This is a genomic window from Coleofasciculus sp. (assembly GCF_046565525.1).
GTDB lineage: Bacteria > Cyanobacteriota > Cyanobacteriia > Cyanobacteriales > Coleofasciculaceae > Coleofasciculus.
This window is the reverse complement of sequence record NZ_JBKHUP010000025.1, coordinates 23,587-40,460: the sequence shown is the minus strand read 5'-3', so window position 1 is coordinate 40,460 and position 16,874 is coordinate 23,587. Positions and strand designations below refer to the sequence as shown.

At 44.5% G+C, this 16,874-nt stretch carries 12 protein-coding genes; 4 read left to right on the top strand and 8 right to left on the bottom strand.

The window, feature by feature from the left end:
- Positions 1–168 precede the first annotated feature (168 nt).
- Positions 169–1,011, bottom strand: coding sequence for a CPBP family intramembrane glutamic endopeptidase (locus ACLGGO_RS11370; RefSeq protein ID WP_446419395.1), 843 nt, complete (start codon positions 1,009–1,011; stop codon positions 169–171).
- A gap of 105 nt (positions 1,012–1,116) precedes the next feature.
- Positions 1,117–1,533 carry an AbrB family transcriptional regulator gene (locus tag ACLGGO_RS11365; protein ID WP_446419394.1) on the bottom strand — a complete coding sequence of 139 codons (417 nt, stop codon included), beginning with the start codon at positions 1,531–1,533 and terminating at the stop codon, positions 1,117–1,119.
- A gap of 562 nt (positions 1,534–2,095) precedes the next feature.
- Here ACLGGO_RS11365 and ACLGGO_RS11360 point away from each other — a divergent pair.
- The gene (locus ACLGGO_RS11360) at positions 2,096–3,112 is read left to right on the top strand and encodes a succinate dehydrogenase/fumarate reductase iron-sulfur subunit (protein WP_446339075.1); all 1,017 of its coding nucleotides are present in this window, start codon (positions 2,096–2,098) and stop codon (positions 3,110–3,112) included.
- Entirely contained in the window at positions 3,109–3,297 is a 189-nt protein-coding gene (locus tag ACLGGO_RS11355) for a chlorophyll a/b-binding protein (RefSeq protein ID WP_446339076.1), read from the top strand. The genes ACLGGO_RS11360 and ACLGGO_RS11355 overlap by 4 nt, the downstream gene beginning before the upstream one ends.
- A gap of 122 nt (positions 3,298–3,419) precedes the next feature.
- Here ACLGGO_RS11355 and ACLGGO_RS11350 read toward each other — a convergent pair whose 3' ends face one another.
- Positions 3,420–4,550, bottom strand: coding sequence for a trypsin-like peptidase domain-containing protein (locus tag ACLGGO_RS11350; protein ID WP_446339077.1), 1,131 nt, complete (start codon positions 4,548–4,550; stop codon positions 3,420–3,422).
- A 34-nt stretch (positions 4,551–4,584) separates the two neighbouring features.
- On the opposite strand from ACLGGO_RS11350, the gene ACLGGO_RS11345 reads away from it, so the two are divergent.
- Positions 4,585–4,767: a hypothetical protein gene (locus ACLGGO_RS11345; protein ID WP_446419393.1), complete on the top strand. Its 183-nt coding sequence runs from the start codon at positions 4,585–4,587 to the stop codon at positions 4,765–4,767.
- Between the two features lie 314 nt (positions 4,768–5,081).
- Here the strand turns inward: ACLGGO_RS11345 and ACLGGO_RS11340 are convergent, their stop codons facing one another.
- Complete coding sequence (locus ACLGGO_RS11340) at positions 5,082–6,266, bottom strand: tetratricopeptide repeat protein (protein ID WP_446419392.1); 1,185 nt, start codon at positions 6,264–6,266, stop codon at positions 5,082–5,084.
- Between the two features lie 75 nt (positions 6,267–6,341).
- On the opposite strand from ACLGGO_RS11340, the gene ACLGGO_RS11335 reads away from it, so the two are divergent.
- Positions 6,342–6,590, top strand: a complete 249-nt coding sequence (locus tag ACLGGO_RS11335) for a hypothetical protein (RefSeq protein ID WP_446339080.1) — start codon at positions 6,342–6,344, stop codon at positions 6,588–6,590.
- A 287-nt stretch (positions 6,591–6,877) separates the two neighbouring features.
- Here ACLGGO_RS11335 and ACLGGO_RS11330 read toward each other — a convergent pair whose 3' ends face one another.
- From ACLGGO_RS11330 to ACLGGO_RS11315, 4 genes are all read right to left on the bottom strand, one after another.
- Positions 6,878–8,482, bottom strand: coding sequence for an Hsp70 family protein (locus ACLGGO_RS11330; protein WP_446419391.1), 1,605 nt, complete (start codon positions 8,480–8,482; stop codon positions 6,878–6,880).
- Positions 8,483–8,542: 60 nt separating this feature from the next.
- Positions 8,543–11,275, bottom strand: coding sequence for a PAS domain S-box protein (locus ACLGGO_RS11325; RefSeq protein ID WP_446419390.1), 2,733 nt, complete (start codon positions 11,273–11,275; stop codon positions 8,543–8,545).
- The gene (locus ACLGGO_RS11320; RefSeq protein ID WP_446419389.1) at positions 11,235–13,235 is read right to left on the bottom strand and encodes a response regulator; all 2,001 of its coding nucleotides are present in this window, start codon (positions 13,233–13,235) and stop codon (positions 11,235–11,237) included. The genes ACLGGO_RS11325 and ACLGGO_RS11320 overlap by 41 nt, the downstream gene beginning before the upstream one ends.
- Before the next feature lie 311 nt (positions 13,236–13,546).
- Positions 13,547–16,843, bottom strand: a complete 3,297-nt coding sequence (locus ACLGGO_RS11315) for a PAS domain S-box protein (protein WP_446419388.1) — start codon at positions 16,841–16,843, stop codon at positions 13,547–13,549.
- Positions 16,844–16,874 lie beyond the last annotated feature (31 nt).

The following is a 16,874-nucleotide window of genomic DNA, read 5'->3' as shown; positions in this document are numbered from 1 at the left end:
GGAAGATGGGATATTCGTAGGGGCTCTCGCATTCGCGCCCAAATCTATCGGTTTTCTATTCACATCTCAACGCGAATGCTTCGCCCAATCCATGGGGAAGATGAGGGAGATGGGGAAGCGATTTCCTAATCAACAAAGGACGAATGACGAATGACAAAGGACGAATCACTAATCCCCAATCCCCCATAGCAAAACAGCAACACCCAGTAAACACAAGATACCAGACATGCCAGCTAAGGGATTGTCTCCTATTCCCGTTATCCATACGGGTCCTTTTCTGGTATATGAAATCAATTTTGCTTCCTGGAGACAGGTTAATCCCCAAATCCAACCCCCATGCAATCCCCAAGCTAAGCCTAAACTCCCCTCATTTACATACCGAGCTAGGACTAATACCATACCCATTAGCAATAATCCAGGAATTTGAGGCAGCGTCTGTTGCTGTTCCCAAATCAGATGCAATAGAGCAAAGATCAGACTAGATATTACCGCCGCTATTCCCAGAGAATAGTCTTGCTGGAGTTCCGTCAGCAGGAACCCGCGAAACACCAATTCCTCAATTAATCCAATGCCTAGTCCTATTCCGAATATTGGCAGTCCAATCCTGGTCAATTGCTGCCAATTTTCCCCATGCCAATCCACCCAGCCTACTAGCCATTGTCCCGTAAAGCTGATTCCTAAACTCAAAATTGCCACGCCAAATCCCCCGACTAAGGATATCCAAATCCGCGTCGTCCAGCCCCAGCCATAGTCGGCAAATGATGTACCTTCTATCTGTGTCGCCCCCCAGATAATCAGGGGGGCAATGATGTAAAGAACAGCGACGAATGGCAACTTTTGCTGTGCTGCCAAAGCCTTAGGAGGATGCCATTTCAGTCGGATTGCGATCGCCATGGCTAAAGGCAACCACAACGCAGACCAAGCCAGAAAAAAAACCGCGACTTTTACTAGCGCCGATGCGCTTATTAGCCAAATAATACACGGATTATCTGCCTGATCAAAAATAGCCATAAGCGAGATCGGCAAACGGTGAGGAGCTATACTTTCAACGCGGCTACTTTCATGCTGCCAAGGATGGATAATTTGCATAACCCATCCTTTTTAGCATGAGCCGCCTCAAACCTCTGCGGCTTCCAATTCCCGATCTTCCGACTCCTCAGATGCATCCATATCAACCTGTTTGAGATGGATATGCTTGTAGCCCAGTTTAATTTCAAACTCATCACCGGGCTTCAATCCCATTTCCTGAGTGTAGGTTGAGCCAATCACAATTTGACCGTTTTTATGGACGCTGACTCGATACGTCGGTTCCCGACCACGACCATCTTTTGCTCCCTCTGGATCTAAGGGAACACCTTTCGCCGCTAACACCGCATCATAAAAATCAGTTAAGTTGACGCGGGTCTGACCGGTTTTACTTTCCGTGTAATAGCCACAGCGTTTTGCTGTTTCTCGTCGAGGCAAGTGGGAGAGCTCTTTTACTTTTTGAAGTAAGGCTTTCCCCGTTAATGCATTAGCTTGGGTCTCTGCCATAATTTCACAGACTATCCTTCAATTTTCAGGATGGTAAAGGTCATTTGCTGCCAAGTGTATTTGGCTATATAAAAAATATATCGTTAAATCTCTGATTTTGGTCAAGATTTTTTTGATCATTTATTAAAATTTCTGGGAATTTGAGCCATAAGGATTGGACAGAGACACCAAAGCCGCTTCTTAGGTTAAAATTTTAACCAAGCTAGGACTCAGTGGCAAAAGATGGAACCAGAAGTATGTTCGGATCAATGATCCATCTGGGGATTTGGCAGGTGATCAGGGAAAATTTTGACCAGACACAAGGGAGAGAGCATCTATCAGCAGAAAATCAACACTCCTAAGGATGAATCCTGAGTGAGTGCCGATTGTCTTAGACTGTAGTCGGTTTGCCAAACATCGCTGCTAGGATAAGTTGAGCGAGTGCCTTCTAGCAAAATTTTCTCATCTATATTTATTTAGGGGCGATCACCATAAGGGGGGTGATGGTCAATGGGTAGGTTGTGACTCCTCTTAAGGTGGTAATTTTCATATAGGTGTTGAGATATAAACAGAGCGTATCACTATGCAAGTTGCCTTTAAAATCATTCGACAGACTCAAAATACCTCTCCCACTATCGAGACTTACAAGCTGGATGTGGAGGAAGGAAACACGATTCTGGAGTGCCTGAATCGGATCAAGTGGGAGCAGGATGGAACCTTAGCATTTCGCAAGAATTGTCGCAACACAATCTGTGGTAGCTGTGCGATGCGGATCAATGGTCGCTCCGCACTGGCTTGTAAAGAAAATGTGGGCAATGAATTGGCGCACTTACCTGAGTATAATCGCCCGGAGATTCCGGAAATCACGATTGCTCCCCTGGGAAATTTTCCCGTGATTAAGGATCTAGTCGTGAATATGCGGAGCTTTTGGGACAACTTAGAAGCGGTTGAACCTTACGTTAGCACAGCCGGACGAACCATTCCTGAACGGGAATTTTTACAAAGTCCCGAAGAGCGATCGCGCCTGGATCAGAATGGTAATTGTATCATGTGTGGCGCTTGTTATTCAGAATGTAATGCTCGCGAGGTTGATCCCACATTTGTTGGTCCTCACGCCCTCGCCAAAGCCCAGCGTCTAGTCGCTGATTCTCGCGATACCGCCATAGAAAGTCGCCTAGAAAACTACAATCAAGGCACTAAGGGGGTGTGGGGATGTACCCGGTGTTTAATGTGTAACGCCGTTTGCCCGATGGATGTCGCCCCCATGGATCAAATCGGTAAAATTAAACAAGAAATTCTGACTCGCAAAGACAAGCAAGCCAGCCGCTCAATCCGCCATCGCAAAGTCTTAATTGATTTGGTCAAACAAGGAGGTTGGGTTGATGAGCGCAAATTTGGCATACAGGTGGTGGCAAACTTCTTCCGAGATATTAAAGGAATGCTCAGTTTAAGTCCTCTCGGATTACGGATGCTCGCCCGTGGTAAATTCCCTTTAGGATTTGACGCCTCTGAAGGCACCGCTCAAGTGCGCTCGCTGATTGAATCTGTTCAAACCTTGAAATCTGAGAAACCTGAGCAAGACATTGTACCAAAATCATGACCTCTCAAACACCTACAAAAGAAAAATCGACAACACAAACCCCCAACCAACCCGAACCCGCTTTTGGTTGGACACCTTACGCCGAGCAAATCAACGGACGGTTTGCCATGATCGCATTTGTGGCTCTATTGCTGATCGAGTTGATTACCGGTAAAGGTTTGTTAGGTTGGTTGGGTTTGATTTAAAGGGAACAGGGAACAGTCTGTAGGGGCGGGTTTTACTACTATCGTTTCTTTTTGACCCAGATGGGATTAAACCCGCCCCGACCGCGTTCCAGACGTAGTAGGCTACGTCTGGAACACCCTCATCACCAACGAGAATCTCGCGTAACTGAACTTCCCCCAATCGCTACCGCCCGTAAATTGTATGATCCGGTTTGTCCCGCTTCATAAGCATTTGCCATTAACAAATAGATCCCATCCCTGGGTAAAATGACAGATAATCGGGCATTGGTGCCACCACCGCTATCATCATCTTGGGCTAAATCATTACCATTGGGATCGAGCAAAATTAAAAAGGAGTCGATTTCCCCACTGGTCATATCAATTTGTACCCGCTGACCCGCCCTGCCTTCAAAAGCATAGATATCAAAAAAGCTGTTATCTGTGGGTAAAACCTGACTTCCCTGACCCAGCTGACCGGGGATCACCGCACCATTTAGGGCTAAGGGTTGAGGGGGGCGGTGAGTCCCAGAGGGGTTAGGCTGCTGAACCATCTGGGGCGCACGTCCATCGCGTACAGCCGCCAGAAACGGGCGAATTCTATCTATGCTAATCGCAAAGCCAATCCCCAAATTCCCGCCGCTAGGACTGCCCAAAATCGCCGTATTCACCCCAATTAATTCACCTTGAGAGTTCAGTAGGGGTCCGCCAGAGTTTCCCGGATTAATCGCAGCATCGGTTTGAATTAAGCCCCGTTGTTGGTCGATACGGCTAATAATCCCTACCGTAAATGTGCCTTGAAACCTGCCAAATGGATTACCAATGGCAAATGCTCGTTGTCCGACTTGGACGGGACGGGGAGCCAGAGAAATGGTCGGTAAATTGCTGGGAGTGCGAATGTTGAGAACCGCTAGGTCTAACCCGTTATCAGCAAACGCCACCACATCCGCGATCAGGCGTCTCCCATCGGCTAGGGTTACTGTAACCGTCGGGAAACCCGCGACAACGTGAGCATTGGTTAAAACCAACCCATCGGCGCTAATAATACTGCCACTTCCTGTACCCTCTACCGTATCAATGGAGACCACTGCCGGACTGGCTTGTTGATAAACTCGAATATTAATTTGTTCATCAATATCTTGAGCTACAGCGACCGTTACTCCCAGCCAGGGATTCAACCCGTCAATCGGTGCGATCGCGTGGAGAGTCGTAGCACCAATCGCAGTAACAGTAGCAAGGATTCCCGATATAGCAATAGGTAGGCGTTTGGTACTCATGGTTGATGGTTGTCAAACCTCAAGGTTTAGTTTTATGGTGACATTCGCTCAAATTGTTGATCGTAAGTATGTGACAATTTTTGTAGATACGCCTGTTCCTCTAGGCATCACTCCCATCCAAAAAGATGCCGTGAAACGTCAGGACATGCTAGCGGTTCATGGCGCTGGCTTTGTCGTCATGTCAGGGTCTTTACTCATACGAGTGAGCTTAAGATGACACAGATTATTGGTTCGGCTGAAGATATGAGCGATCGCCCACAAGCAAACAAAAAGAGGCGCAAATTCAAGCCTCCCTTGCTGAAAAAGAAATACTGCTGCGGGAAATTCATCACCAGATCAAGATTATATATTTCCCTGAAAGAAAATAGTTAACGCCATTTTTTATCCAGAAAACCCAAGCGTGAGAGATCGCGAGGGAAACTATTAAGGGACAAAGAGTGACATATTCTAGTTTATCAATTATCCAAACAGTTGCAATCGACCGAAACTCCAGTTAGGGGGTGAGTATTTAGAGAGGAATTGCTCAATGTATTATAGCCCCATCCCTTGCAACTGTTGACGTAACCGTTGCGCTTCATTGGGATTGGTGGCTTGATGAAGTGCGATCGCTAAGGTTAATGCTGATAAACTTTCGGGTACTCGACCCTGTTTGAGTAGTACGACGCCTAAGTTTTGGTAAGCGTCGGCATACTCAGGATTCAGTTGAATCGCTTTTTGATAGGATGTTATCGCGGCTTCCCACTGTCCTAGGGCTTTTAAGGTCATACCTAGGTGATTGTATCCCACCGCAAAACTCGGGTCAATCTTCACCGTCGCTTGATAGGCTCGCTTCGCCGTGGTGAAATCGCCAACGCTGAATAACAAATTACCTAAATTATTATAAGCTGCTAATTTAAGTTGGGGGAGAATCGGTTGCTCGATAGCGCCTTGATACTGCTGAGCCGCTAATTGAAGATGGTTCTGTTTGGTGTAAGCATTGCCTAAATGGTAATGTAATTCAAATAATAACGCAGCGTCTACGTGGGGATCAGTTAATCCCCGCTTAAGCAGAGTAATCCCTTCCTCCACTTGACCTATTTGCACATAAAGCGATCCTAATTTATTACACAAGTATGCATCATTGGGATGATCGACGAGAAATCCTTCCATGGCATTCTTGGCTTTAGTATATTTATCCAGAGCCGCGATCGCGCCCGGTTGATAGCCATAATGTAAAATGCCCACAGTAGACAGAGAAACCACCTGCCAATCCGGTTCTCGCTGCAATAATTGAGTGACGCTATCATCCACGATCGCATGGTAAGGGCGACAAAAGTGGACATCGGGGTGATGGCGAAATAAACGGGATACCAGGGAATAAGGAGATTGCGCTGCGCCCACTTCTTTACGGATGAGGTTAATCACCAAATAGCGATCATTTTTTATCGCCTGTTGGATTTCTGGTACAATTTCCGGCGTTAACACTTCATCCCCATCCAGCACCAGCACCCATTTCCCTTGGACGTATTGCAGTGCATGGTTGCGGGCGGCGGAGAAATCATTGCACCATTGAAAATGATAGACCCTCGCCCCATACTCTTGAGCAATATCAATCGTGCGATCGCTCGATCCTGTATCCAGAATGACCATTTCATCCACGACAGGTTTCACACTCTCCAAGACTTGGGATAAAAAGGTTTCCTCGTTCTTAACAATCATGCACAGACTCAGATCCATACTCGATTCCCTCTTTGGTTTCCGTCAAACATGAAACAATAGGAGACGTTGATTTCCCATTAATACTAGAAAACTATGCCAAAACCCACACAAGCCCACATGTCTCGCACGATCTCTAAGAACCAGCCTAGTGGTGCTAAGGACATGACCAAGCGCCAGATGGAATATTATATGGGAGCAAAGCTAATTGAGGTTGGGATTAATCCAAAATCTGCGATTTATCGATGGTCTGTCGAAACTAAAGGAGGTAGTGAAGTCTGGACCTATAGCGCCTACTGGAGTGATTCTAAAGAGGAATTGTTGAAAAAGGAACAGGAATCCTAGGGCGTTGGCTAGCGTAACTCTAGTTACTCCTTTCCTAATTTCAGAATACCTACGCCCGCGATCGCAGGGATAAAAGGGGTGTAGGGGCGGGTTTTACGGATAGCGTTCTGTCGATGTCTGATAACTTAGCTAAACCCGCCCTTTTCAGGAAGCAGGGGAAGTAACGGTTATCCAAACTTAATTAAAAGGAATGGCTCTGAAAAGCGTACAGTTTTGGATCGCCTCCACCCTTGATATACCGTAGGGTGGGCATTGCCCACCACCATGGTAAGTCAGTAGCATTGAACTTAACTTAATTGTGCGACTACCTGATTCTGCAATACTGTTTGATCAGTGAGTAAATCATCGACTGTTAATCGCAAAGCGCGATCGCGATCCACCCAAAACTTTAGTTTAATCCGATCAGGTCCTGGATTTCCTGGTGGTGTAAGCTGGGCAATGGTTTTCGCACCGTCGCGATCGTTCAAGGGTTGCACTGAGGTTTTCCCGCCACCGAATTGTCGCGTCACTAAGCGATCGCCTTCAAAGTATACCTCTGTCGCCCCTGTTTCGGCACCTAATTCACCGACAATTAACTCAATACTCGGTTGATTCTCCACTGACGCCCCTAGTACTAATTCCACCGGATTACTCATTGGATAGGGTTGTCCGGCTTTAATAATTGAATGCCAATTGTGACAATTATTCCGGCGATCCCAATAGCGGATACCATAGCTATGGTAGAGGAAATCTTGGACTTCAATTCCTTGGGCTAATTGTAGCGCTCCCTGGGCAATGGCTTCAAAGGGTTTTAGTGAACGAATCTTTTCGGCGTCAAAGTATTGCTTCACCCACTCTTGTACGGCGGGGATTTGTGCAGTTCCCCCCACCAACAACACCCCATCGATATCCGACACTTCGATCCCACTCCGCCGTGCTTGTTGCAGGAGTTGGGTCATTCTCTCATTCAGATTATCAAAAAATTGGTGATCCGTTAAGATAGTTTCCAATGTTTGCCGATCCAGATTCAGTTCATAACTCTCTAGAGTTTCATCATTAAAGTAAACTTCCGTGGCTGTGGGTGCTGAAGATAGCTTAATTTTCAGGCGTTCAGCCAATCGCGTGGTTAGAGGCGATCGCGAAATTCCTTGAGTTTGGGCAAAATAATCCACTAGCCAGTTATCAATATCTGATCCGCCTAAATTCTGCCCTGCTTTGGCTAGCACCCGGGCAATTTTGGGCTTTTGTCCCGAACGTTCCCCCAAGACTTTCTCCCCCCATTTAAGGATAAAACCCAGCGGCTTTGTTCCGGTTTGTACCTCTTGATTTAACTGCACCAGGGATAAATCTAAAGTACCACCACCAAAATCCACCACGAGGAGGGTTTCTCCTTCTGCCACACCATACCCCAAAGCAGCGGCTGTTGGTTCATCCACTATCCGTAGTTGTTCCACGGGTAAGGATTGACAAACTCCTGTCAGCCAATGGCGATAGGCTTCAAAGCTATCCACGGGTACGGTAAGAATCAAGGATTCAATTGTTTCTGTGGGGGAGGGGGAGAGTTTGGCGATAATCTGGGTGAGAAACCATTGTCCAATTTTCTCAAAACTGACGGTTTGTTCATCCAATTCGGGTAGAAATCCCTGAATCTGGGAACCTATTCCCCGTTTAAAGCTGGAGAAAAAGCGGGGATCGGTGGTAATATCTAAGCCGCGATCGCGTACTGTTTGACCGACGATAACTTTACTATGTTGGGCATCCTCAACATAGACCAAACTGGGAATCAAAGGAGGATTTTGGGCAAGTTGTACCGATAAACCGGGTAAGCTGACGGTTTCCGCTTCTCCAGTGGCGGCGTTCCATCGAGTGATAACTGTATTGCTTGTGCCAAAATCAATTGCGTAGTTAGTCATTTGTCATTTGTCATTTGTTTATGTCATTTATAAAGAGACAGGGAACCGGGAGCCGGAATTTTAACATTTATATTTTATAATAGGAATTTCCACAATAAACTCTGTTCCTTGACCTGGATTCGACACACACTGAAGTTGACCTTGATGTTTTTTTACAATAATTTCGTGGCTAATCGATAAGCCTAATCCGGTGCCGCGTCCTACTGGTTTCGTGGTAAAGAATGGATCAAAGATTTGGGGAATAATATCAGCACAAATTCCTGTACCATTATCGGCAATCCGAATAACAGCAAAGTCCCTGGCTTGCTGTTTATGACCATTATTGTCTGCACTCTGACTCTTCTTAACCATTTCGGTGCAAATTTTAATCACACGGGGAGTCGGTTTATTTTCTAAGGCATCAATCCCATTACTCAGCAAGTTCATAAACACCTGATTTAACTGACTGGCGTAGCAGGTAATCATCGGTAGTTTAGCGTATTCTTTAATCACTTCAATTTTGGGGCGCTTGCCTGATGCCTTGAGGCGATGCTGTAAAATAATCAACGTATTATCTATGCTTTCATGAATATCAATCGCCTTTCGCTCCGATTCATGATGCCGAGAAAAAATGCGTAAGGATTGAACAATTTGGTGAATGCGTTCTGCACCAATCTCCATCGATTTTATCACGTTTTGCCAGTCCTCACTGACGAACTCCCAGTCAATTTCATCAATAATCTGTTGAATGGCTTCTGGGGGATGGGGATAAGTTTTGCTATAGGCATTAATTAAACGAGTGAGATCGACAAAATAATTTTTAGCATACATGAGATTCCCGCCAATAAAGTTTACAGGATTATTGATTTCGTGAGCCACACCTGCCACCATTTGTCCTAAGCTGGACATTTTCTCATTATGAATCAATTGAGTTTGGGCGCGTTTAAGTTCAGCTAATGCTGTCTCCAATTGTATCGATTTTTCCTGTTCTCGCTGAATCGATTGATGCAAAGCTTCTTCGGCTTGTTTGCGTTGGCAGATATCTTTGAGTGAACCCACCATTCGCTGGGGTTTTCCTTCCTCATCCCACAGGGCTTGTCCGCGAGACATTACCCATTTATAGTCACCGTTTTGGCATTGCAGGCGATATTCAATTTCATAATAAGGGATTTGACGTTCCAAGTACTTTTGGGTTATTTCTATAATTTGCTCCACATCATCGGGATGGATGCGACTGATCCATTCATCGAAACGATTTACAATTTTGCAGGTGTCATCCTGGCAATTTTTATTGCCCAGAATTTCCTGAAACCGCTCAGACGTAAAAATTTCACCACTGAGCAAATTCCAATCCCAAATTCCATCATTATTTCCTTTTAAGACTAACTGCCAACGTTCTTCACTTTGGCGTAAATCTTCTTCAATTTGCTTGCGTTCTGTAATATCTTTGCCAACGGTAATAACACAGCGTTTTCCATTCAAATCCATAAACTCAGCCGATAATAATAAGGTTATAATTTCACCCGTTTTAGTCCGCCATTTCATTTCCAACTGACCCAGTGATCCTTGTTGATGTAAAAGCTGTTCAAACTGAACCATATCCTGGGGATTTACCACCAAGTTCAGATCAAAAATTGTCTGACCAATGACAGATTGTCTCTCATATCCCAATAGCTTGAGAAAGCTACGATTCACATCGATATAGCGTCCTTCTGGACAAGTGCTAATCGTAATCGGATCAGGGCTACAACTAAAGGCTTTGGCAAATTTTTCTTCTGAAATTTGGCGAGCAACTTCGGCACGTTGGCGTTCTTGAGCTTCTAGGAGTAATGAGGTTAAATCAGCGATAGAACGGGCAAAATTTTGCTCTTCTGGCGTCCAATGTCGGCAGGTTCCTATCTGTTCCACACATAACACACCTACGGCTTTCCCTCCCAATCGTAACGGGGCGTCTAGCATTGAGGTTATATTTAATACCTGTAGGTAAGACTCAATCAATTCACAGGTTCTGGGATCGTTTATTGCATCATCTGCTGCAACTAGGGGAGTCTCAACTAAGGCATTAAAATAAATAGGATAGTCAGCTAGGGATAGGCTTAATCCAGCACTATGTTTGCAGTGACTTCGCTGAAATAAATCCAGACATTCAATATGAGTTTTTTGTTCATTATAGAGCCAGATACTGACTCGTTCGACTTCAAGGGTACGGGCAGTAACTTCGGTGATTTCCTGGAGTGCTAATTCTAAATTTTCCTGATATAGAATTTTCTTTTTAGCCAGTTTGATGAGTAAGCTATTTTGGTGGCTAAGCTGTTTAGCTTGTTCGCGAAGTTGGTTTTCGGCTTGCTGGCGATCGCGAATTTCTTGTTGGAGTAAACTATTTTGTTCTTTTAACTGGTTCTGTAATCGTTGCAGGAGCAGTTGATGTTCGATCCGAACTAAAATTTCTTCCGGTTGGAACGGTTTAGTAATATAGTCAGCTGCACCAATTTTCAACGCTTTAACTTTATCAGCGGTTTCCGTCAACGCGCTTAAAAAAATGATTGGAATGTCTTGAGTTTTCGGGTTTGACTTCAGGCATTGACATACACTATACCCATCCATCTGTGCCATGACAATATCCAGTAAAATCAAATCAGGAGGCGACGATATTGCCGCATTGACGGCGAGTTCTCCACAAATAGCCCGTTGAACGTTATAGTTTTCATTTTGCAATACATCAGATAAAAAGCGTAAATTATTGGGGTTATCGTCAACCACTAATATCGTTATTTCATCTTTTTTTAATACTGTTGATAATTGTTGACTTAGCATCACTCTCGTCCTTATGATTGATGACCGCCTGAGAAACTCGCACAATAATATCCAGTCTAAAATTATGAAGTAAATCAGTTAATGCCTTGGCTAAATCTGCCTTTTCTGTTGACAGTTCTTGAATCAACTGAGCAATCATCGCTTCATCTAACTGATTAGCCGCCTGTGCTAATTTAGTCACCCAGGCTGAAGGTAGACTGGCTAATTCTGAACAGAAAAATGAGTCTGGTTTCTCTTGTATCCTATAACTCGATGGAGATATAGGCAAACCCTCCGATAACTCTTCATAACGATAACGCACTCCTAAATAGTGGGCAATTGTGTCAAAAATTTGCTCCTCTGTAAACGGTTTACGGAAAAAATCTTCAGAGCCGGCGGCTAAAATCTCCTCCCGCCTTTCTTCAAAGGCGCTGGCGGTTAAGGCTATAATAATGGTTCTGGGAAAATCCGGGGCTGAGTTGAGTTTAGATAAGCGTTCTTTTTCTTTAATTCTCAGCCGTCGCGTTGCTTCTAATCCATCCATCATTGGCATACGTGTATCCATAAAAATCAAGTGGGGTTGCCAACTTTCCCATAAGGCTACAGCTTCCATCCCATTTACCGCCTCACGTACTTCAAAGCCAATCGGTTCGAGTAATTTAATCAGCAAGAGGCGATTTTCGGGGGTATCATCAACCACTAGGATACGATAGATCGGTTGATTGGGTTCTAAACATAAGACGCGCTGGCTAGATTGGGGCGTAACTGGGGAAACCTCTGCCGGATCAATTTTAATATCAAATCTAAAAATCGTCCCCTTTCCGACAACACTATTGACGGTAATCGTTCCCCCCATCAATTGCACAAAGTTTCGGGTAATGGTTAACCCTAAACCCGTCCCTTCCGCCATTTTTTGTCCGGTTTCGGTTTGGACAAAGGCATCAAATAAGTGGTCAATCTCAGCCGGAGAAATACCCGCTCCCGTATCTTCTACTTCAAACCGGAGTCTGGGGGGAAATACTGACAATGATGATGAATCGGTGTCTGAAGGGTTTTGCTCAATTAACGCCTCAGTTGCCAAATTTACTCGCAAGGTAACCGTACCCTGTTCAGTAAATTTAATCGCGTTACCTAAAAGATTAATTAAACAAACTCGTAATTTCTTGGCATCGGTTTTTATGGTTTGTGGAACATTGGGTGCAATGACAAAGACGAGGTTTATTTTTTTCTGCTCTGCTTTAATTTGGAACATTTCTTCCAAATTATCTAAGAGGCGATACAGATCAAAGCTGCTTTCATAGAGGGAAATAATACCGGCTTCAATTTTTGATAAATCTAAGACATCATTAATCAAGTCCAGCAAATGTTCGCCACTGCGATTAATAATGCCCAAATATTCGCGTTGTTCTGGTGTCAGTTTAAGATCACGAATCATCACTTGAGTAAACCCTAAAATAGCATTCAAGGGCGTGCGGAGTTCGTGACTCATATTGGCTAAAAATTCGCTTTTGGCTTTAGAGGCGGCGGCGGCGGCTTTTTCGGCTTTGCGCCGCTCTTGAATTTCCTGTTCTAATTTTTGATTGCGATCCCTTAGTTGTTGAGACAGCCGCCGAATCGTCAATTGATGCTCCACCCGCGCCAATACTTCTTCAACCTGAAAGGGTTTGGTAATGTAATCAACGCCTCCCACGCGAAAGGCTTTGACTTTATCCAAAACATCATCAATTGCGCTAATAAAAATGACGGGAATACCCCAAGTCTCCGGATCAGCTTTGAGGTGTTCACAGACGGTATATCCATCCATTTCTGGCATTCGGATATCCAGTAAAATTAGATCGGGTTGGGCTGATTTAGCGGCTCGAATTGCCATTTTACCTTTGACCACACCCCGCACTTGATATCCTTGATCCGACAAGGTAGCGGATAAAACTTGTAAGTTCTCTGGGGTGTCGTCAACAATTAATAGGTTGCCTTTACTCATTTGTAATTTGTAATTTATCATGTATCATTCTCTTGCTCCCCCTGCTTCCCCTGCTCCCCCATGGGGATTGGGCGAAGCTTATGCGTTGGTATCTTGGCATAAAACCGAAACATCTGGGCGCATAAGCTTCGCCCCTACGAATGTATCTGTTCCCTTAGAAGGGCGGGTTTAGTCAAGCTATCCGACATCAACAGAACGTTATCTGTTAAACCCGCCCCTACACCCCCTGCTTTTAGCGCTTAATTTGACACCAATGTCCCTCAACCCGCCCCTACACATTCACGCGCCATACCCTCGAAGGTTGTGAAGGGTCAAAACTCCTTCATCCCTGCTTCAATTAAATCGATAATTTGATCACAACGGAAGTTATTCACCATATCTGTGATAGCTTGGGTGATTGGGGCATGGGTTGGGGGGATTTGTTCAATAAGCTGGAAAATCTGCTCGTTATCAATTGAGTTTGCCGCTTGGTATAATTCATGAATCCACTCCTTAGGCATAATCGTTAGGGCTTGAGCCGTTAGGGGTTGATCAGATGCTGGGCTTTCACGCTCCGACGCTGTTGATGCCGTTGGCTGTTCGTAGACATAATGCACCCCTAAATAGTGGGCTATCTTATTAAAGATTACGTCTTCTCGGAAGGGTTTGCGAACAAAATCATCACAACCGGCTGAGAGAACCAGAGAACGCTCTTCTTCAAACGCACTGGCGGTAAGGGCTAAAACTACGGTAGCTTGACCTTTGAGATGCTCTTTGATGCGTTTAGTGGCTTCATATCCATCCATCACCGGCATTCGCATATCCATCCAAATCAGATGAGGTTCCCAGCTTTTCCAGACATTGATGGCGTCTTGCCCATTCACTGCTTCTCGCACGGAAAATCCCACGACGGTTAGCAGTTTTACTAATAGTAAGCGACTTTCTAGGCGATCATCCACGACTAGGATACGGTAATTCGGTTGTCCAGGAGCCAAACCAACCACCCGAGGAGTCGCTGACTGGGTTTGTGACTCAATTCCCTCTACCAACTTTACGTCAATATCAAAGGTAAAAATAGTGCCCTGGTTCAAGCGACTATTGACGTGAATCTCTCCGCCCATGAGTCGCACAAATTGTTGACTAATGGGTAACCCTAATCCTGTGCCTTCCAGAGATTTTCGACCCGTTTCGGTTTGCACAAAGGCTTTAAATAACGATTCAATCTCCTCTGGCGCAATGCCCGGACCTGTATCTTCAATTTCAAATCTTAGGTGATTGGGATTTGGGGATTGGGCGAAGCATTCGCGCTCTTGTGTTGGCATAAAACCGAGATATTTGGGCGCGAATGCTTCGCCCCTACGAATGCCTCTGTGATCCTCGGTGATTCCTTTGACGCGCAGGGTAACACCTCCATGGCTGGTAAATTTAATCGCGTTCCCCAGTAGGTTAATTAAGATTTGACGCAGCTTTCCTTCATCGGTTTCCACATAATGAGGTAGAAGATTGTCATAGTCAAATACTAACTGCAATCCCTTATTTTGAGTCGGCAATCTGAAGATTTCTTCTAGACTACCAAGTAAATCGTATAGATCAAAACTATAACAATTGAGTTTAACCTGACCGACTTCAATTTTGGACAGTTGCAACACATTATTAATTAGGCTGAGTAAATGTTCACCGGAGCGACAAATAATGCCAATATGATCGCGTTGTTCTTGGCTTAGGAAAGAATCTCGCCCTAACAACTGAGCAAACCCAATAATCGCATTGAGGGGAGTTCGTAATTCATGACTCATATTGGACAGGAATTGGCTTTTGGCACGATTTGCCTTTTCAGCGGTTTCTTTGGCGAGTTGCAGGGCAAATTCCGCCTGTTTGCGATCGCTAATATCTTGGCTGACGGCGATCAGACAGGGTTGATCATCTAGGGTAATCCGTTCGGCTGAGAGTAAGGCGGTGCAAATGTCCCCCGACTTGGTACGAAACTCAAATTCATAGTTGCGAATAATCCCATTTTCTGATACTGCTTTTAACATTCGGTTTCGGTCTTTCAGATTCACCCAGAGATGCAAATCGAGGGCGGTACGACCGAGAATTTCTGTGGCAGAATATCCGGTAAACTGGCAGAAGCTATCATTAACATCAATATGGCAGCCATCACTTAATCGGGTGATTGTCATAGCGCTGGGACTAGAACGGAAAGCACGGGCAAACTTTTCTTCTGATTGATACAATGCCACTTGGGTGCGTTTGCGATCAGTAATATTGCGGGCAACCCAGATGACTGAATTGTTGGGTAATGGGGCGATACTGGCGGTAAACCAAACCGTTTGATCGCCATTGTTTAAACTGTAATCAAAATGAATGGGTTCTTGGGTTTGGATAACTTGGCGAATTTGTTGTAACCAGATTTGGGCATTGTCACCATCGAGAAACTGTTCAATAGTTTGGTGAATCAGGTGTGCCGATCCTTCAATGTCGCGAATGGGTCGAGTCGGTGCGACTTCGATATCATTTATTTGAGGATCAATAATCAGGATAATATCAGGCATTGCTTCAAATACTGCCCGCATTTTTCCCTCAGAGGTTCGCAATTTTTTCTCTAGCAACTTGCGTTCCTCAATTTCTTGCTGAAGTTGCTGATTTTTGGCTTCTAATTCTTGGGTGCGATCGCGGACTTCGTGTTCTAAGGTTTGGTTATAATCCGTTAAAATTTTCTCGGTGCGTTTGCGGGTGGTAATATCTTGCAGTACGCTAATGCTATACAGCAGCGTTCCCTGTTCATCATAGATGGGCATTGCCCGCACTTCTAGGGGAATTGGTTGATTAGAGTGATGCACTTCTAAGTCGTCAACGGTTACGGTTTCCCCCTGGAGCGATCGCGCGATCGGTAAGCGGTCTAGAGGGTACAATTGATTAGTACCCGCTAAGTAGAGTTGATAGGTGTGACAAAGCTGATCGGTGTGGATATTTGGATCTAAATCCTGTGCCAAAATCTGCTTTGCTTTTTTATTCATAAAGTAAAGCTTACCGCTAGCCTCCACCACCAACACGCCAACCGGTACCGCTGACAAAAATTGTGCTAGCCGATGTTCGCTTTCACGCACGGCTTCTTCGGCTTGATCATGCAACTGCTCAAAAACAAAATCACCGTGTTCTGTTGATGTCTCTAGTAAGATTTTTAAGTCGGTATTTTCTTGCTTGAGGCGTATATTTTCTGCTTTAACTCTATGGAGAGTGAGCTGAGTCTGGATTCGAGATAAAAGTTCGGCTTGGGTAAAGGGCGCAATTAAATAATCATTAGCACCGGCTTCTAATATTGAGTTTAATTCATTGATATTATTGTGAGTAATTGAGACAATAATCGGCACATCCTTTAGCTGTATCGCTTTTTGCAGATTTTTGATTTTTTCATGAATGTTAACCTCTAGATGATTAATAGCTATAAGAATTAAGTTAGGTGGCGAATCAGGAGCAGTATTAATAATAGATAGAGATTGTTCAAAGGTTTTGCCGTGGATTAGACTATAATCATAACTGGATAAATACTTGGTAATCCATTTACCTTTTTCTGGGTAATTATCGATTATTAATATTTTTTCCCATTTTTTTTGCGGTAAAATATTCATAACAGCTATTGATATTTTCTTGTTTTTATTT